15 protein-coding genes and 1 pseudogene are annotated in these 18,553 nt (G+C 34.9%); 14 read left to right on the top strand and 2 right to left on the bottom strand.

What is annotated here, in order from left to right; translation table 11 throughout:
• Nucleotides 1-158: 158 nt before the first annotated feature.
• The 4 genes from SPB_RS09345 (at nucleotide 159) to SPB_RS10915 (ending at nucleotide 5,455) form a co-directional block, all read left to right on the top strand.
• Nucleotides 159-1,625 (top strand): ABC transporter permease, encoded by a 1,467-nt coding sequence (locus SPB_RS09345; RefSeq protein WP_003104136.1) that lies wholly within the window; start codon nucleotides 159-161, stop codon nucleotides 1,623-1,625.
• 9 nt (nucleotides 1,626-1,634) lie between these two features.
• Nucleotides 1,635-2,291, top strand: coding sequence for an ATP-binding cassette domain-containing protein (locus SPB_RS09340; RefSeq protein ID WP_037621252.1), 657 nt, complete (start codon nucleotides 1,635-1,637; stop codon nucleotides 2,289-2,291).
• A 432-nt stretch (nucleotides 2,292-2,723) separates the two neighbouring features.
• Nucleotides 2,724-3,278, top strand: coding sequence for a TetR/AcrR family transcriptional regulator (locus tag SPB_RS09335; RefSeq protein WP_003104194.1), 555 nt, complete (start codon nucleotides 2,724-2,726; stop codon nucleotides 3,276-3,278).
• Nucleotides 3,275-5,455: a Spy0128 family protein gene (locus SPB_RS10915; protein WP_003105433.1), complete on the top strand. Its 2,181-nt coding sequence runs from the start codon at nucleotides 3,275-3,277 to the stop codon at nucleotides 5,453-5,455. The genes SPB_RS09335 and SPB_RS10915 overlap by 4 nt, the downstream gene beginning before the upstream one ends.
• 658 nt (nucleotides 5,456-6,113) lie before the next feature.
• On the opposite strand, the gene SPB_RS09325 is transcribed toward SPB_RS10915, so the two are convergent.
• On the bottom strand, nucleotides 6,114-6,359 hold the full coding sequence (locus tag SPB_RS09325; protein ID WP_003103689.1) for a helix-turn-helix domain-containing protein: 246 nt from the start codon (nucleotides 6,357-6,359) through the stop codon (nucleotides 6,114-6,116).
• Nucleotides 6,360-6,371: 12 nt separating this feature from the next.
• A pseudogene (locus tag SPB_RS09320) lies at nucleotides 6,372-6,839 on the bottom strand (DUF2975 domain-containing protein).
• Between the two features lie 312 nt (nucleotides 6,840-7,151).
• On the opposite strand from SPB_RS09320, the gene SPB_RS09315 reads away from it, so the two are divergent.
• From SPB_RS09315 to SPB_RS09270, 10 genes are all read left to right on the top strand, one after another.
• On the top strand, nucleotides 7,152-9,011 hold the full coding sequence (locus SPB_RS09315; protein ID WP_003103904.1) for a BglG family transcription antiterminator: 1,860 nt from the start codon (nucleotides 7,152-7,154) through the stop codon (nucleotides 9,009-9,011).
• Nucleotides 9,012-9,137: 126 nt separating this feature from the next.
• Entirely contained in the window at nucleotides 9,138-9,458 is a 321-nt protein-coding gene (locus SPB_RS09310) for a PTS sugar transporter subunit IIB (protein WP_003105004.1), read from the top strand.
• Nucleotides 9,459-9,469: 11 nt separating this feature from the next.
• Nucleotides 9,470-9,778, top strand: a complete 309-nt coding sequence (locus SPB_RS09305; RefSeq protein WP_003103213.1) for a PTS sugar transporter subunit IIA — start codon at nucleotides 9,470-9,472, stop codon at nucleotides 9,776-9,778.
• 9 nt (nucleotides 9,779-9,787) lie between these two features.
• Entirely contained in the window at nucleotides 9,788-11,098 is a 1,311-nt protein-coding gene (locus tag SPB_RS09300; protein ID WP_003102429.1) for a PTS sugar transporter subunit IIC, read from the top strand.
• 9 nt (nucleotides 11,099-11,107) lie between these two features.
• The gene (locus SPB_RS09295) at nucleotides 11,108-12,517 is read left to right on the top strand and encodes a glycoside hydrolase family 1 protein (protein ID WP_003103588.1); all 1,410 of its coding nucleotides are present in this window, start codon (nucleotides 11,108-11,110) and stop codon (nucleotides 12,515-12,517) included.
• A 115-nt stretch (nucleotides 12,518-12,632) separates the two neighbouring features.
• Nucleotides 12,633-13,532 (top strand): phosphogluconate dehydrogenase (NAD(+)-dependent, decarboxylating), encoded by a 900-nt coding sequence (gene gnd / locus SPB_RS09290; RefSeq protein ID WP_037621413.1) that lies wholly within the window; start codon nucleotides 12,633-12,635, stop codon nucleotides 13,530-13,532.
• 9 nt (nucleotides 13,533-13,541) lie between these two features.
• Nucleotides 13,542-14,969, top strand: coding sequence for a 6-phospho-beta-glucosidase (gene ascB, locus SPB_RS09285; protein WP_003104107.1), 1,428 nt, complete (start codon nucleotides 13,542-13,544; stop codon nucleotides 14,967-14,969).
• A 13-nt stretch (nucleotides 14,970-14,982) separates the two neighbouring features.
• On the top strand, nucleotides 14,983-16,413 hold the full coding sequence (locus SPB_RS09280) for a gluconokinase (RefSeq protein WP_003102901.1): 1,431 nt from the start codon (nucleotides 14,983-14,985) through the stop codon (nucleotides 16,411-16,413).
• A gap of 264 nt (nucleotides 16,414-16,677) precedes the next feature.
• On the top strand, nucleotides 16,678-17,754 hold the full coding sequence (locus SPB_RS09275; RefSeq protein WP_003106106.1) for a sensor domain-containing diguanylate cyclase: 1,077 nt from the start codon (nucleotides 16,678-16,680) through the stop codon (nucleotides 17,752-17,754).
• Nucleotides 17,755-17,827: 73 nt separating this feature from the next.
• Nucleotides 17,828-18,541 (top strand): EAL domain-containing protein, encoded by a 714-nt coding sequence (locus SPB_RS09270; protein WP_003105169.1) that lies wholly within the window; start codon nucleotides 17,828-17,830, stop codon nucleotides 18,539-18,541.
• Nucleotides 18,542-18,553 lie beyond the last annotated feature (12 nt).

The following is an 18,553-nucleotide window of genomic DNA, read 5'->3' as shown; positions in this document are numbered from 1 at the left end:
ATATAAAAACCTCTCTTTTAGTATTTACTTCTGAAAGAGAGGTTTTTACTTACATTTTTAATCTTAATCCTAATTTTTTTCGATGATAAATAATGAATTTAGTAAAAATTAAGTTTTCCTTGTTAAACTCAATCAAATTAAAAAATTGGAGGAAAAATATGAATTTTTTAAAGAGAGCTTGGTTAGCAACAAAAGCTAAAAAAGGTCGATCAATACTATTAACTTTAGTTACCACTGCAATATTGATATTTGTTTTAGCTGGAATAACAATAAAAAATGCATCAAGTGTCGCTGTTGAAAATGCTAAGAAGGAAACAGGTTCAACTATATCATTACAATTAAATAGAGATTATATGATGTCACAAATGAAACCACCAAGTAGTTCCGGATCATCTATAATTAATAGTAAGATTATTTCAATTCCAACTTCAGTTGCAAAAAAATTAGCAAAAAATAGCGTAGTATCAAGTTATCTCTTTTCTACCACAACAACTGCAAATGCTTCTAAAGGAGTTGAAGCTATCTCAACTTCAGCAAATAATAACACAAGTACATCCGATAGTAAAGGTCCACAGATGGAATCTGGTGATTTTACCATAACAGGAGTTTCAGATACTGAAAAAGTTAGTGAATTTAAATCATCCACTAATAAAATCAGTAAAGGAACTGGTATTACATCAGATACAGCCAATAATTATGCAATTATTTCATCTGATCTTGCTGATTCAAATAAATTAGAAGTTGGTGGAAAATTCAGCATTACAAAAACAGTAAATAATAAAACTGTTACCCAAGAATTGACAATTATTGGTATTTATAAGTCATCAAGTAGCGTAAATTCTGCTCAACTTCAAAATAGTAGCAGTAATCCACAGAATAATATCTATACAAATATTGCGACTGTAAATAGCCTTAAAGGAAGTACAGATACTATTGATAGTGCCACATATACAGTTTCAAATCCAGATAAACTAAATAGTTTGTTGAAAAACATGAAGAAAGAAATCAATTCTAAGAAGTACTCTTTAGTTTCTAGTGAAGAAATGTATAAACAAATGCTACAGCCACTAAACAATATATCCTCAATTGCCCAAAATATTATCTTGTTGGTTTCAATTGCAGGAGCCATTATTTTGACTTTAATTGTTATGTTAAGTATTCGTGAACGTCGATATGAAATTGGTGTACTAATGAGTTTGGGTGAGAATCGATTTAAAATTATTGCACAATTTTTCACTGAATTACTAATTGTAACATTAGTATCACTTAGTTTAGCAAGCCTAGCAGGTAACTATGTTGGAAATGTCTTAGGAAATCAATTAATTTCAAAGAATACAACTCAACAAACGCAACCAATAGGTTCAAATAGTAGGCAAGGGAATGTACCCCCTGGGCAAGGAACACCTCCTGGTCATGGAACACCTCCTGGTCATGGAATTAATAGTGGCAGTATGGGTTCTACAGCAAATCCTAAAGGTGTAACAAAAGATTTAGATATTACAATGGGGGCACAAGATGTTGTCAAGCTTGGTGGAATGTCATTGATTATTTCATTTATTTCTACTTGCCTTGCTAGTATCGGGATATTAAAACAGAAACCCAAAGATATTTTAACATCGAATTAGGAGGAAAAGATATTGTTAAAAACTGAAAAATTAAGTTATTGGTATACAAATAAAGAAGATTATTTATTTAAAGATTTATCGGTTGAATTTACAAGTGGGAAAGTTTATGCTATTTTAGGTCAATCAGGTAGTGGTAAGACTACATTATTGTCACTGTTATCTGGTTTAGATAATCCAAAAGAGGGTAGTGTAATGTATGGTAATGAAACTATTGAAAAAAATGGATTAACCAAATATAGACAAAATTCGGTTTCAACTATCTTTCAAGCATATAATCTACTAACCTATATGACTGCTCGTGAAAATGTAAAAACAGCACTAGAAATTTCAGGAAAATCAAGTCAAGATGAGACAATTGAAAAATTATTCGAAAAAGTTGGAATAGCTAAAGATTTAATTGACAAACCTGTTTTGAAGTTATCAGGGGGTCAGCAACAACGAGTTGCTATTGTTAGAGCTTTAGCAACAAACCATGAAATAATTATTGCAGATGAACCAACAGGTAATCTTGATGAAAAAACAACTGATGATATTGTCAATATTTTTAGAACTATTGCTCATGATGAAGGTAAGTTAGTAATTATTGTGACACATGAACAATCTGTAGCAAATCAAGCTGACTTTGTTTATGAATTATCAAACAAAGAATTAGTCAAAATTAGTTAAAATTGGAGGGACTATGATATTAGAGGAGCAAATTGTTCTATTATTAAAAAACAGTTATCTAATGATTTTTAGTGACTAATAAAAAGTAATATTCTGATATTTCATTCTAAACTATCCAATCAGATATTTCGAAATTAGTAAAACTCAGAACCTATTTTCTTCCTAATTACTGAATATTATTTTATACATAAAAAAGACAAAGTTTCTGAACTATGTCTTTTTTTATGATGATTATATCAAAATAAAATTAGCTATTTCTTAGGTGGTAATATAAATAAGTAAATAATATTTTTGAGATATCTATCAATTTACTAATCAGCTATTTTTCAACTCTATTTACAAATAAGATGATTTTGTGCATATTTTAAATATTATTTTTGTTATAATATTCTAAAAATTATTAATTGTTTTAAAGGATAGGGTTTTGGAGAGATGAAAAAATGGGAAAGTATGGAAAACAAAATATTTATCGCTTATAGTCAGTTACTTTCAGAAATATTTGACAGAAAAATTAAAGTTACTGATATTATAGAAATTTGTGGAATTAGTCGACGAACATTTTATAATTATTTTTCATCAACAAATGATTTGCATTTACAAATAATTATTTTTATGCAAGATGAAATTAATTTAATTTTAAACGATAATACGATTTTTGAAAATGGAACATCAAAGAAAGTTCTAAACTATTTATTTTCAAATAAAGATTTATTTTTTAATATAATAAATTATTACCCAGATATTGATAAAATTAGTAATGCATTCATAAAGTCAACATTTCAAAATTATTCAGAGGAAAGTTTTTATGTCAACTTAAATAGATCAATGGTGATACCTACAGATTATTTATTTGATGTCTATGTTTCAATTATTCAAACTATAGTTTTTAGGTGGATAAAAAATTACTGTACTGAATCTAGTGAAGAAATTTTATTAATAATAAATAATGCAACTGCACACATTAAGATTGGGGAGGCTTTAAATTGAGAAATTTTTATAAACTATTTGCATTGCTATTAATGGCTATGACATCTATATTAAGTGTGGAAAACATTCAACAAGTAAATGCTTCAGAAATAACGAATTATATAAATAATACTAGTGTAATATATGGCGGAAAACCATTAGATTCTACAACAACTAATGAGACAGTACAGCCATATAGAAGGTTTTCTATAACTTCAAGTTTTGATTTTCCAGATGAACAAACAATTCTTTCTGGTGACAGTTTAACTTTAACAATCCCCAAAGAATTACGATTTTATGGTGCTATTCCGCCTTTTAACGTCACAAATGATGGTGGCGATGTTGTGGGGGTGGCTACTGTAAATGCTTCTACTCAGCCAAATAGTGTGAGTGTTGTATTTACCGATCAGTTTTCAAAAGTTCCTGAAAATAAAAAGATGAATTTAAATTTTGAGTTGGTAGCAAATGAAAACGTTTTAACTACTGGGGAAAAAGTTAATACTACAATTGGGGGTACTCCAATAGCATTTACCTACCAGCCGGGTACAGGAGTTGGTATAGATCAAAATATTCTAAAATATTCTTATAAAGATAACGTAGATCCTGATATAATTCATTGGGTAGCTATTGTTAATGCGGGACAAAAACCCATAACAAACATGGTAATTTCAGATACTTTAGGGCAACACCAAACATTTATTGATGGATCCCTAAAATTAGATAGACTTGAAATAAAAGCTGATGATCCAATTGATAATGAAACAGAGGCAAAATCCAGAACTGTAATAGGGAATCACGCAAGTGAAGTCATTTTTAACTCAGAGAAGACTCAGATGACTTTTACGGATTCAGTGGGTTATATTTCTAATATAAACGGAAAAGACTATGGAAATGCATATTATATAAGATATTCAAGTAAAATTGATCGAAGTACGTCTGGAGAAATGAAATCATTTGATAATACAATAAGTGTTTCAGGATCAAATATTTCTACTGTTTCAAAAAATGCCAATTATAATGATGAGAGTGGTTCAGGGAACGCCTCCTCAAGTAAATCAGAAAATGTAATATTAAAAACTAAGAAAAATTTAATCGGTAAAGATGCAGTTCTCACAGAAAATCAATTCCATTTTGAATTATATAATAAAGATGATTTATCTAAGCCAATTCAAACTAAAGGAAACAATGCTGATGGAACAATAATTTTTGATGCTATTAAATATTCTCAGGTTGGAACATACAACTATATTATAAAAGAGGTTATTCCAGCACCTGAAGATAGGGAGCCGGGATTTACCTATGATACAAATGAGGTTATAGTAACCGTAACAGTTACTAAAGAGGCAAATGGAGTCTACATGGGAGCAACAAGTTATGGCTCTACAACGGAATTTACTAACAAGTATACCTCAACTATTTCTGTGAAGGGAACAAAAATTTGGGTTAATGATAATAAAAAGAACCGCCCCGCTACCCTGCAAGTGCAACTCTATGCTAATGACGTTGCAGTTGAAGGAAAAATAACTTCAATTAATTCTGACAATACATATAGTTTCGAAAATTTACCTAAGTATGATGAAAATAGTGATTTAATTATGTATACTGTCAAAGAGATTAATGTTCCAAAAGGATACCGTGTTTCTTACGATCCTACGGGATTAAATATAACAAACACCTATACACCGACAAGTACCCAAGCAAAAATTTCAGTGACAAAAAATCTAACTGGTCGAGAGTTAAAATCGGGTGAGTTTGAATTTACTTTAAGTGGTGAAGATGGCAACAAAGTGGAAACAGTTAAAAATGGAGCAGATGGTTCCGTAAACTTCTCAAGTATTAGTTATGATAAAGCAGGAACATATAAGTATATCATTGAAGAAACCAATACAGAACTTTCAGGTATTACTTATGATACAACTCCAATAACTGTAACTGTAACAGTTATTGAAGACGATGAAGGAAAACTGGAAGCTAAGGTCACATATGAGAATGAGGATACAAGCTTTGAAAACACCTATACACCCAAAATGCCTTCTAATCATAAACCAACAAAAATTGTGAAATCACCTTACAATAGAGTAGTTTCAAAAATTAAAGCGTTATTACCATCTACAGGTGAAAAAAGTACAATAATATTATCTTTACTAGGTATTTCAATTTTAGTATTTGTTATAAGGAGACAAAGAAAGAATAAGTAAATTTTAAGCGTGAAAATTTTACATCATAAAAAATTCTGAAATTACAAATTAAAGATTATTAGTTAGTTTTTGAGTACTAAGAATAGTGAATATATCAATTACCTCAAACTAAAAATTGTAGTATCATTAATACTACTACTATTAGGATAAAATCAAACGGTTGTGGTGTATTTTTAATGAAATTGATTACTTAAATTTATCGAATAAATTTGTCACTCCAAAATCACTAAAATCTAAAAAATACTTGTTTTTTAAGTTGATTTCCAAAACTCAAACCTTGTTAAATCAAGGTTTGGTATCTTTAAAAAGTGCTTGGTAGCACTCAAAATCCAGTGTCCTCACGGACGTGCCGGTTCGACCCCGGCCGCCGGTATACTTATAAAGACAAGGTTTATTGACCTTGTCTTTTTTCTTTTCTTTGCTGAGTTAACGATAAAAGTTACTTAAAATTACTTATGTTTCTTGATATCAAAAAAACAAGATGATGGAAAAGAACCTCTTTACATGGTCAAAAACGGTAGTCACTTTCAACGATATTCCTATGATTTTAAAGTAAAAGTTGTCGAAGATTATTTAAGTCGTAATAGTGGAGAACACCAGAATAGTAAATAAATATGGCTTGAATCTACTTATCAGGTAATGATGGGGTTAAAAAATATCAATCCAGTCTAACTAGCTTATCTAAAGATCCAAGAGGAGGTAGGAGAGTTGGAAGGCCCAAAATATCACCTGGCTGACAATCCAACTCGCGGCAGAGGGCATTTAAGGTTGAGAAGCGGATCGCCTTGGCCTTATTGTTTTTCAAAATGGATAAATTGGCAGGTGTTAGCTCGATCAATTCCGCAAGGCGACCGGCGCTGATGTGTTTCTGGGCCATGACCAGATCTAAGTTTATACGTATCATAGGTCCCCTTTCTTAAATGGTGAAATCGACAGTGTCTTGTAACTGAACGGCTTTTCCGAAGGCATTACGGATGACGCGGATAACCAAGGTGAGCGCCAAGCCAGAGGCCGTAATCAGTAACATGGGAATGTAGCAAGTGACCCCCATTAGAAATGATAAGAGGGTAATGGCTGCAGCTTCCCAACCAAGAATTTGCAGGCAACGGACATTTTTCTCAATGAAAATTTGCTCCTTGCCAATGCGACTAACCAAGCTGTAAAGGTGATAGAGAAAAATCAGAGACATAAAGCCAATGCTATAACCGATGACTAACATACTCAGGTAGCGGGCAGAGCCGTGGAGGAAGGGCGAAGGGTAAATAATGGCTTAATCGACCACCCAAGTTCCTGTTGATAGCAAACCGACGGCGCCAATGAAAAGGGAAATCAAACAAATTTTGGTTAAGACAATACTAAAATCTTCGTAATTTTGGGGTTTCATAAATTTATCTCCTTATTTCGTGACTTCAGTATAGCACATTTTTATCGATTATCAATAAAAAAATATCGTTTTTAAATAAACACTTGTTGGCAAACGATAATTAAGGCTTTTTCCAAGTATGTTTTTCTCTATTTTTGCACGGTGTCGATTTCTTTTTTTGCCAGGAAATGCGAAAACGCTTTATTGATTATTCCTTGAAACATGGTTATAATAAATAGAAAGTTTAATTATCCATGCATACTTATGCATGGTTTTGTCGATTCATCAGCAGCTTGCTTGGCCAAGGACTATCCTGTATGGAGGAAAGCAAATATGGAAGAAAAATATTTTGAAATCGTAGAGCTTTTATCCGAAGATAGCTATTGTTCATCGGTGCAACTATCCGAAAAGCTTAGGCTCAGTGAAAAAACGGTTAGAACCAGAATCAAAGAACTAAATGCTATTTTGTCTGATTTTGGGGCCACTATTCCTTCAAAAAGAGGAAAAGGCTATACCATTCTGATTTCGGATAAAAAGCTCTTTTTGGAAAAGGTCAATCGTTCCAGTCTTAGTCAGTCTAACCAAAAGCAAGTGATTTATGAAGAAGTGGTCCATTTGCTTTTGGATGCGGAAGACTACATGACTATCGACGATATTGCCAGTCAATTGTATGTGTCGCGGGGGATTATTTCTAATCATATCAAGAAACTAGAAACCTTACTGGAATTATACGATTTGAAAATTGATCGTAAACCACACTATGGGATTAAGCTTTTGGGCGATGAGTTTGATATAAGGACTTTCATCGTTACCAATAATTTTTACCGCATTGAGAATAGTCAAGAAACCAAAAAATTGATGGAATATATTATTGCAGGAAATCAAGTTTATCAAGTTCATATGTCTGAAGTTGCCTTAGAGGCATTTATTCATTCAGTTTTTGTTGCTATTCGACGGATAAAAAAGCATTTCAGTATTGAAAAACCATTGGCAGGTCGGAAAGAGATTAGTCCGGCATCGCAAAAAATCGTCTCTGATTACCTCAACTACTTGAATAAGGAAAATAATGTCTACTTTAATAAATATGAAAGAGACTATATTGCCTTACAATTTACTTCTAAGTTATCTTCAAATTCATTAAGCAAGTTTGGTCCTAACTTTATTATTAGTAGCCATATTGATCAGCTGGCCTTTTCCATGCTAGAACAGGTTAATAAGGCTTTGAATCTAGATTTTCGTAATAATCTAGATTTGCGCATGTCTCTCAGCCAACATTTAGTCCCCATGGATATTCGCCTACGCTACAATATGTTACTGGATAATCCTTTAACGGAACAAATTCTCAAGGAATACCCTTTTCCTTATACAATTGCTAATACAGCTGTGACTGTTTTAAGTGAGTATTATCAAAGAGAAATTCCATTGGCTGAAGTTGCCTATATTGCCTTGATATTTGCCTTGGCAACTGAAAAACGTGATCGCGATTTGGCACGCAAAAATATCCTTTTGGTTTGTATTTCGGGGACCAGCAGTTCCCAACTTTTCAAATACAAGTATTTACAAGCTTTTGGAGAATACATTGATCATGTTTACGAATCTTCTATATCAGATTTAGACTTTTTCGATTTTGAAGGGTATCAGATTGATTATATTTTTACGACAGTTAGTCTCAATAAAAAATATCCGGTACCGATTTATGAAATCAATTTGTTCATTGATACCAATGACATTTTGACGTATAAGCAATTCTTTGAAGAGGGGGAGAAAAACTATCTTTTAGATTATTATTCAACCAATCTCTTTATGCCAAAACTTAAGGCTTCTTCGAAAGAAGAAGCTTTGCAGCAAATGTGCCAACACATCAGTCATTACGGTTTAGCCCCAGCAGATTTCTTTGAGGCTGTTATGAAAAGGGAAGCTCTCGGGCAAACGGATTTTGGCTATATTGCCCTTCCTCACCCCTACAAGGTAATGACTTCCAAGAGTTTTGTTTGTGTTGCTATTTTAGAAGAGCCGATTTTATGGGAAAACAACCAAATTCAAGTTATTTTCTTAATGTCCATAGGCAAAGAAAAGGATAAACAACTGGAAAATTTCTATAAAAGCACTAGTAATATCATGTTTGATCAGACCAAAGTTAAGCAATTGATAAAGGTACCTACCTTTGAAACTCTGGTTCAAATACTGAAATAAAGCCATTTCTCAGGATTTGGTTTTTTCTTTTGCCCTTTTACCGTTAGTCTACGGTAAAAAGAGTTATGGTAGTCTCTAAAAGATAGCGCTATCATTAAACTATAAAAAAGTGAAAGGACTTTTACCATGAGTCAAGAAAAAATCCTATTAGTTTGCTCTGCTGGAATGAGCACAAGTTTATTAGTGACAAAAATGAAGGACTACATTAATGCATCTGGTTTAGATTATGATGTTAATGCTGTCGCTTCTTCCGAGGCTTTAGATTACGCTGTTGAAAATAAGGTTAATGTTATTCTCCTCGGCCCTCAAGTACGCTTTATGGAAGGTCAATTCAAGAAAGCACTTGCTGAACACAATATTCCAATTGATTTGATTTCACCTCAAAACTACGGAACGATGAATGGGGCAAATGTTGTCAAACAAGCGCAAGACTTGATGGCAAAATAAGTGGAGGCAATATGGAACAGAAAGATTTAGAAAGCTCAATGAGTCTCATAATCCATGCTGGGAATGCTAAATCTTCAGCCATGGAAGCCATTGCCATAGTTAAAGAAGGTAGACATGAAGAAGCAGCCTTGAAAATGAAGGAAGCTGATCAGGAGATTGCTGAAGCTCATAAGGCACAAACAGCACTGCTCACCAAAGAAGCAAACGGTGAGATGACAACTTTTTCATTGCTTTTAGTTCATAGTCAAGATCACTTAATGACTGCAATTACCTTCCTTGATTTAGCAAGAGAAGTTATTGATATTTATAAAAAGTTTTAGGAGAAAAAAATGGGAAATTCATTTTTAGACAAAATGACGACAGTCTTGGGAGGCTTTGCCAACTGGGTAAACTCTCTCAGATACATCATTGTAATTAAGAATGCTTTTGCAGCCTTGATTCCAGTTATCATCACGGGTGCCTTTGGGACCTTGTTCTCAGCAATGGTTTTCAATGCTGAAACTGGTTTAGCCAGATTTGAAGCTTTACGTTTCTTAGCAGATTTACAACCAATTTCTTCTGCTATTTCGTATGTAACCTTAAGTTTCTTAACCATTTACGTTGTTTTCTTAATGGGTATTGAATTATCAAAACTTAATAACCAAAACAATGTATTTGCAGGTATTGTAGCCGTTATGAGTTACCTATCAGTAAACCCAACCATCTTCGAATTTATCACTGAAGATCAAAAATCAGTTATGGTTTCAAATGCTTTAGCAAAACAATATACTGATACAAAAGGTCTTTTCTTGGGAATGATTGTTGCTGTTTTAGCCATCGAATTATTCTGTTGGTTAAACCGCCAAGATAAATTACAAATTAAAATGCCGGACACTGTTCCACCAAGTGTTGCTAAAAGTTTCTCAGCGTTATTTCCTACAGTTATTACTGTAGCAACAATTGCTACTGGCGGTTTCATTATCAAAGCCATTACTGGTCTTTATGCTTACGATATTATCTATAACATTGTTCAAAAACCTTTAGAAGGTGTTGTTCAAGGTTTACCTGGTATCTTATTACTTGTCTTTGTTGCTCAAGTCTTCTGGGTAATCGGTATCCACGGTAACCAAATGGTTAAACCAATCCGCGAACCGTTGTTACTTGCTGCAATTGCTGTCAATACTGAAGCTTTCCAAGCTGGGAAAGAACTTCCAAATATTATCACTATGCCTTTCTGGGATATGTATATGAGTATGGGTGGTTCAGGTGTAACTATTGGTCTATTAGTATCAATCTTCTTGGTTGGTAAACGTGATGATATGAAAGAAATCACTAAATTATCAATTGGTCCAAGTATCTTCAATATCAACGAACCAGTTATCTTTGGTATGCCAATCATGCTTAACCCAATCTTAGCAATTCCATTTATTATAACTCCATTAGTAACTGGTACTATCGGATACTTTGCAACAGCAGTGGGTTTTGCTGCTAAAGCTGCTGTAATGGTTCCATGGCCAACACCACCATTAATCAATGGATACCTTGCAACTGCTGGTGACTGGGGTGCTGTAGCAACTCAAGCCATCTGTATTGTTGTCTCAATTCTGATTTACCTACCATTTGTTAAAATTGCAAATAAAGAACAACTTGCACAAAACTAAGGACAACTTATGAAAATAAAGATCCCAGAAAATTTTATTCTGGGTGCTGCCACTTCAGCATGGCAAACAGAGGGTTGGATTGGTAAAAAACCAGGTCAAGATTCCTTCTTAGATAAATGGTTTCAAGAAGAACCCTTTGTTTGGCATCAAGGGCAGGGCCCACAAGTAGCTACCAATTTTATGGAAATGTATCAAGATGATTTAGACTTAATGTCAGAAATTGGGATTAGTCATTATCGCACCTCCATCAATTGGTCTCGTTTCTTTATCGATTATGAAAATCTGATTGTCGATGAGGATTATGCTAGTCATATTGACGCTGTCATTAATGGGTTGGTAGCCATTGGGGTCAAACCAATTATCTGTTTGGAACATTATGAAGTTCCCTATCAGTTAATGGAAAAATATGATGCTTGGTCTAGCAAAAAAGTTGTTGACTTATTTGTTCAATACGCGCAAGTCCTTTTTCAACGCTATGGTGATCGGGTTCAGGATTGGATTACCTTTAATGAGCCAATTGTTAGTCAAACCCGCTGCTATCTGGATGCTATTAGATGGCCACATGAAAGAAATTCTAAAAAATGGATGCTTTGGAACTACCATAAGGTTTTAGCCACTGCTAAAGTTGTTAAGATTTTCCATGAAGGCGGCTATTCAGGACGGATTGGCTGTATCATTAATCCGGAAATGGTTTATCCTAGATCAAGTTCTCAAGAAGACCTTGATGCGGCTAGACGCTATGACTTATTTTACAATCGGGTCTTCTTAGACCCAATGATTAAAGGGTCTTATCCTGAGGAATTGATTGAGCTCTGCAAAGAAAATGATATTTATTTTGATCCAACGGAAGAAGAGCTTGCGCTAATCTCCACAAACAGGCTTGATTTTGTTGGTTTAAATCAATATTATCCAAAGCGTGTGAAATCACAACGATTTGCTTGGAGAGAAGGTGAACACTTCCATCCAGAAAAATACTATGAGGATTTTCAGTTACCTGGTCGCCAGATGAATCAATCACGCGGTTGGGAAATTTATCCTCAAATTATGTATGACTTATCACTTTATATGAATCGTAACTATCCTGATATTCCTTGGTTTATTGCGGAAAACGGAATGGGACAGGAAGATGAAGATCGATTCAAAAATCAATCAGGTATGATTGATGACCAGTACCGCATTGACTACATTAGTCAACATCTTTACCATCTTCTTCGAGGGGTTGAAGAAGGTTCTAAATGTGAGGGCTATATGCTCTGGGCCTTTACTGACTGTGTCTCACCGATGAATGCTTTTAAAAATCGATATGGTTTGGTTTCGATTGATCTTGAAAATGATAAGAAAAGAAGTTTAAAAAAATCAGCTTACTGGTTTAAATCAGTAATTGAAAATCAGTCATTTGAGTTAGAGAACAAAATGTGAAGGATTTTGATTGACTGTTAGCCAGTCAGATGAAAAAGCTGACCAGTCAAATAGTAATCAAATTGCGCACATCCTGTTGGGCGCAATTTGTTTTTTTAAAAGGAAAGAGGATTATATGTTTGGAATTATTGGATTAGGGAAAATGGGCTTGAATTTATCATTTAACGCCGTTGACCATGGTCAAGAACTAGCAGTGTATGATATTAACCAAGAAGCTGTTAAAACAGCAGCTGACTATTCAGAAAAAATTTTACCTGTAGCAAGTATTGATGACATGATTGCTACTTTGCCGACTCCACGTATTGTTTGGGTCATGCTACCTTCTGGACAAATTACAAATGAAACCATTGATTATTTAATTGAACATTTAGATGCCAAAGATATTATTATCGATGGTGGCAATTCTAATTATAAAGATAATTTAAAACAAGCTGAAGTAGCACATCAAGCAGGTCTTTATTACTTCGATGCGGGAACTTCAGGTGGCATGTCTGGTGCCCGCAATGGTGCTAACTTTATGATTGGTGGCGACCAAGAGGCTTGGCCTATTGTAGAACCAATTATTGCTGCTTTGGCTCAAGAAGATGGCTACCTCTATACTGGACGCGTTGGTAGTGGTCATTATTTAAAAATGATCCACAATGGGATTGAATATGGCATGATGCAGGCTATTGCTGAAGGCTTTGAAATATTAGATGCTAGTCCTTTTGACTATGACTTTGAAAAAGTGGCTAAACTTTGGAATCACGGTTCAGTTATTCGCGGATGGCTAATGGAATTAGCTGAACAAGAATTTGCTAAAGATCCACATTTAGAAAATATCATCGGCCGGGTTCAAGCATCTGGCGAAGGCAAATGGACTGTTGAGGAAAGTCTTGATTTAGAGGTTCCTGCACCAGTTATCGCCCTTTCATTGATGATGCGTAACCGCTCATTGCAAGATGACACAGTAACCGGAAAAGTTTTGGCAGCCTTACGAAATGGCTTTGGCGGTCATGATGTGACTAGAAAATAGGACAGAGCTATGACAGAAACAAGTCAATTTCCTAAATCATTTCTTTTTGGTGGTGCTATTGCAGCAAACCAGGCCGAGGGTGCTTGGCAAGAAGGGGGACGAGGACTGTCAAATATCGACATGATTCCTCATGGACCCGATCGGATGCCTGTCAAATTAGGCTATGTCAGCGATCCTCAACTTGATGCTCAACACTATTATCCTAGCCATTCCGGTATTGACTTCTACCATCATTACCAAGAAGACTTGGACATGTTGGCCGACATGGGCTTAGAAATTTTTAGAACCTCCATCTCATGGAGTCGTCTTTTTCCAAATGGTGACGAAAGTCAAGCTAACCCAGAAGGTTTGGCATTTTACCAAAATCTCTTTGAAGCTTGTCGTCAGAGAAAGATGAAAATTTTGGTGACCTTGGCCCACTTTGATATTCCAATGGGCTTGGTCCGCGATTATGGTTCTTGGCGCAACCGTCAGGTTATCGATTTCTATCTAAACTTTGCCGAAACTTGTTTTAAAGCCTTTGGCCAGCTTGTGGATTACTGGATTACCTTTAACGAGATCAACATCGTCTTGCATAGTCCTTTCTCAGGTGCTGGCTTGGCTATTTCGGAAAATGAAAACAGAGACCAAGTACTCTTCCAAGCTGCGCATCATATGTTATTGGCTAGTTCCAAGGCAGTTAAGAGCTTCAAGAATCTATGCCCTCAGGGACAAATTGGCTGCATGATTGCAGGAGGCAGTTTTTACCCTTACTCTTGTAACCCAGATGACGTCTGGAAAGCCATGATGGACGACCGCCTCAATACCTTCTTTGTTGATGTTCAAGTACATGGCGAATACCCTTTTTATATGGACAAAATTCTCAAAGACAAAAATGTCAGTCTAGAAATCACTGATGAGGACCGACAAACCCTCAAATCAAGCGTTGATTTTGTAGCTTTCAGTTATTATTCATCACGAACGTCTATTGCTGATATGAGTCGCGTGGAAATCAATAGCGGCAATGTGGTCAAATCAGCCAAAAACCCTTACCTCAAAGTCAGTGATTGGGGCTGGGCTATTGACCCTAAAGGCTTGCGAATCACCATTAACAGCCTTTATGAAAAATACAGAAAACCCTTGTTTATTGTTGAAAATGGCTTAGGTGCACAGGATAAACTGGAAGGTGACAAGACCGTCCATGACCCTTACCGGATTGCCTATATGGAAGAACACCTGAACGAAGTGGCTAAATCCCTTGAGGATAACATTCCTTTGATTGGATATATTTCTTGGGGGATTTTAGACTTGGTTTCGGCTTCGACGGGTGAAATGTCCAAACGCTACGGGGTCATCTACGTAGACAAGGACGACCAGGGCCAAGGCTCTTTAGCCAGATATAAAAAGGATTCCTATTGCTGGTATCAAAAATTAATTGCAGACAGAAAACTAGATTAGAAAGAGCAGCGCTATGAATTATATTTTGGGCATTGATATTGGGACAACAGCAACAAAAGGGATTCTCTACCAAAACGATGGCCAGGCTATTTCTGCCCACAGTCGAGCAAACTACTTGCTACGAGGTGACCAAGGGCAAGCCGAGCAAGATCCTGAAGCTATTTATCAGGGATTGGTTCAACTGATTCAGGAAGTCTGCACTAGTTTGAAAGCTGAAGATAAAATTGATGCGGTGGCTTTTTCTTGCCAGATGCACTCCTTAATTCTTTTAGACCAAGCTTATTCTCTGCTAACGCCTTCTATAACCTGGGCTGATACCCGAGCCAAAGCTGCTGCGGAAGCGATTAAGGACTCAGAAGTGGGACGGGTATTTATGACCACTTCTGGGACGCCGATTCACCCTATGAGTTGGTTGGCAAAAATCAAGTATTTTCAAAGTGAAAAGCCAGACTTAATGGTCCAAACTGCTCATCTGATGGGAATCAAGGACTATCTCTTCTATCGGCTTTTTGCTGTTAATGCTATTGATATTTCCTCAGCGACGGGGACTGGTTTAGTAAATCTGCAGCAAGGGACCTGGGATCAGAAGATTCTTAATTATCTTGAGATTTCGCCTGCTCTTTTGCCAGAAATTAAGGATTCTCTAGACTTTGTTCAATGTCTGCCAGCTGTTTTTCAAGGCTTAAATGGCATGACTTCGGAGACCCGCTTTATATATGGAGCAGGGGATGGACCGATGGCAAATTTAGGTATTGGCCAAATGGCTGAAAATGCTGCTGTTATTACAATTGGCACCTCATCAGCTGTTCGCCTCTTATCGCAAGATTTGCAAGTAGAAGAAAGTGGCAGTCTCTTTACCTATGCCGTCAAAAAAGGCCTTTGGGTCATTGGTGGCCCAAGCAATTCAGGTGGTAATATCCTGGAATGGCTACACAAAACCTTTTACCAAGGGCAAGCTTTAGAATCTATCTTCCAAGATATAGAAGCGACACCAATTGGAGCAAATAATCTTTGTTTCCTACCTTATCTTGGCGGTGAAAGGGCACCTCTATGGGACTCTGAAACCAGAGGGGCTTTCCATAATCTGTCCTTCACTCACCAGAAATCTCACTTTGCTCGTGCTTGTATAGAGGGTCTCTTCTATAACCTCAGAATGATTTTAGAAAGTATTGAGAAACACTACCCTGTCGACACCCTTTATGTCAGCGGAGGCCTTTTCCAAACTCAACTCTTTATTGAACTTTTAGCCGATATTAGTGGTAAAATCATTGTTCAATCGGACGAAAAAGAAGTGGGATGTCGAGCAGCCTATATACTAACAAAAGAAGCTTTAGGTCAAAGCTACATAAGTCAAAGACAGGATCAAGAATACTATCCTAATCAAGAAAATTATAAACACTATACAGTAGCCTATGAGCAGAATTTTAAACGATTGCTAGGATAATCTAAGAAATAGTCATTTATAAATAGAAAAGGAAACACCTGGATTGGTATTTCCTTTTTATTATGTGACAAAATAAAAAAAATAGCCCTAGCAGAATGTTAGTAAATCAGTATTTTAGCTTAATTTATTATCATAAAACATAAAATTTTGAAATTTTAACAAAGTGGTCAAAATATAGCTAGCTTTTTTATAAAAATGGGTTATACTAAGAATTGTATCTATTATTAAAAATTGAAAAAATAAGACCATTTATTGGAAAAAAGTATGTTTAAAAAAAATATAGTCCCTAAGAATTATCGAAGAAAAATATTAACAACCATTTATGGGCAATTTTTGCTATTGTTCATAATTTTTTGCACACTTCTCTATCTAGAAACAAAAGATTGGGATCAATCAACTCTGATCTATCTTCTGGTTGCAGGTTTTGTGCTTTATTTTATCTTCTTTGAAGTTAAACGGATTCTCTCCTACTTTGAAGCTTATGAAAATGAAAAGACCTTGTTTCAAGATAGTTTTGAAGTCCTCGATAATGTCAATCTTTACATTATTGATTTAAACTATCAATTTTTATACCTAAATCAATCCAACATCAACTTTATGGAAAAGTATTATCAGGTAAGTCCAAAAAAAGGAGACAGTGTATCCAAGTATTTATCTGAAAATCATATGCAGTTATTGAAAGAAAATTGTAAACAGGCCTTGTTTTCAGGTTTTCAAACCTCCCAAGATTCTTTCAACTACAATGGTGAAACTATTTATCTTTATACCTCTTATTCACCAGTGAAAAATAGAAGAGGACAGACTTATGCCATCTGTTGTATTACTATGAATGTCTCCGATCAAGTCAAAGAGAAAGAAAAGTATAGGGAACTCATTTATCAGGACCCGTTAACAAATGTCTTTAATCGTCGGAAAATGGTAGATTATTACAAAGACCAAATCCAAAAAAATAATCAATCAACCTGGATTTTTGTCTTTGATTTAGATAATTTCAAACAATCTAATGATCAGTTTGGTCATAAAATAGGAGATCAATTATTAATTGATTTTGCAAATATTTTAAAGATGGAATTTCCATCTGAGGCTATCATCTCTCGGATAGGTGGAGATGAGTTTAGTGTCCTGATTCCAGATGTAACTTATCAAGATGTTGTCGGAATTCAATCCAATATTAAAATGCGCATGGATGACTTTGAAAAATATGGTGTCTCTGTGTCGTTTGGTAAAGTTTTTGCAGAAAATACTGCAAGTAATGACTTAATATACTTTTTGGATCAAGCAGATAAAGAGATGTACAACCACAAGAATTCACAAAAGAGAGTTCATCTGTCTTTATCCTAATACATTCAGTTAAACGAATATCAATGAGGAAATGATTCATTGCTTCATACTAAAAGAAAGATAAAGGAAAAGAATGTCATTAGACCAATTATATTTGATCTTCCAACCGATTGTTAAAGTCGAAAAAAGAAATTCAATAATCGTAGAGGAATATGAAGTGCTGCTCAGATCGACTGAGAAGGACCAATTTCCGACCCAGTTATTCTGTGAGATTCTCTCAAACGAGGTAAAATACCAGAACTTTTTTCAGTGGTTTCAAATTGAGATTCTTAAGGTGTTAGAGGAAAATCCTAAGACTATCTTTTCACTAAATTTTGATATTGATCAATTTCAATTTTCAGCAACTACTTTTTTCTTTGATCGAGTAAGTTCATTTTCTGATCGCTTAATTATTGAAATTACAGAACATCGCCCTCGCCATAAACCTGAGCTGATGGACAGTCTTACTGACATTTTAAGAACCTTAAAAGCTTATCATTTTACGATTGCCATAGATGATTTTACGGAAGAAATTAATACTTGTTTGCTTTATATTAAATATAAAGACTATTATGATCGCATCAAAATCAGCCTAACGGGGACTTTTTCACTGTTTTATATTCTTCTACTGGTGTGCTATACAAAATGGTTAAAACTTGTATCTGAAAGAGAGATTGCAATTGTTGTGGAAAGAGTAGACAGTCGCAAAAAATCGAAAATGTTGCAAAAAATTGGGATCTCATTACAGCAAGGATTTTATTGGGGCAAGGGTAATAAATCTCCTAAAGTCTTAAGATTAAATCAATAATTATCAAAAATG

The sequence above is a fragment of the Streptococcus parauberis NCFD 2020 genome, assembly GCF_000187935.1.
GTDB classification, from domain to species: Bacteria; Bacillota; Bacilli; order Lactobacillales; family Streptococcaceae; genus Streptococcus; species Streptococcus parauberis.
This window is presented reverse-complemented; position numbering and strand designations above follow the sequence as displayed.

What these genes read in the sequence shown, in the direction of transcription:
- SPB_RS09275 (WP_003106106.1), top strand. Translation starts at nt 16,678, where the DNA reads ATGTTTAAAAAAAATATAGTCCCTAAGAATTATCGAAGAAAAATATTA.
- SPB_RS09325 (WP_003103689.1), bottom strand. Translation starts at nt 6,359, where the DNA reads ATGATACGTATAAACTTAGATCTGGTCATGGCCCAGAAACACATCAGC.
- ascB (WP_003104107.1), top strand. Translation starts at nt 13,542, where the DNA reads ATGACAGAAACAAGTCAATTTCCTAAATCATTTCTTTTTGGTGGTGCT.
- SPB_RS09310 (WP_003105004.1), top strand. Translation starts at nt 9,138, where the DNA reads ATGAGTCAAGAAAAAATCCTATTAGTTTGCTCTGCTGGAATGAGCACA.
- SPB_RS09295 (WP_003103588.1), top strand. Translation starts at nt 11,108, where the DNA reads ATGAAAATAAAGATCCCAGAAAATTTTATTCTGGGTGCTGCCACTTCA.
- gnd (WP_037621413.1), top strand. Translation starts at nt 12,633, where the DNA reads ATGTTTGGAATTATTGGATTAGGGAAAATGGGCTTGAATTTATCATTT.
- SPB_RS09345 (WP_003104136.1), top strand. Translation starts at nt 159, where the DNA reads ATGAATTTTTTAAAGAGAGCTTGGTTAGCAACAAAAGCTAAAAAAGGT.
- SPB_RS09280 (WP_003102901.1), top strand. Translation starts at nt 14,983, where the DNA reads ATGAATTATATTTTGGGCATTGATATTGGGACAACAGCAACAAAAGGG.
- SPB_RS09315 (WP_003103904.1), top strand. Translation starts at nt 7,152, where the DNA reads ATGGAAGAAAAATATTTTGAAATCGTAGAGCTTTTATCCGAAGATAGC.
- SPB_RS09335 (WP_003104194.1), top strand. Translation starts at nt 2,724, where the DNA reads ATGAAAAAATGGGAAAGTATGGAAAACAAAATATTTATCGCTTATAGT.
- SPB_RS09300 (WP_003102429.1), top strand. Translation starts at nt 9,788, where the DNA reads ATGGGAAATTCATTTTTAGACAAAATGACGACAGTCTTGGGAGGCTTT.
- SPB_RS09270 (WP_003105169.1), top strand. Translation starts at nt 17,828, where the DNA reads ATGTCATTAGACCAATTATATTTGATCTTCCAACCGATTGTTAAAGTC.
- SPB_RS09305 (WP_003103213.1), top strand. Translation starts at nt 9,470, where the DNA reads ATGGAACAGAAAGATTTAGAAAGCTCAATGAGTCTCATAATCCATGCT.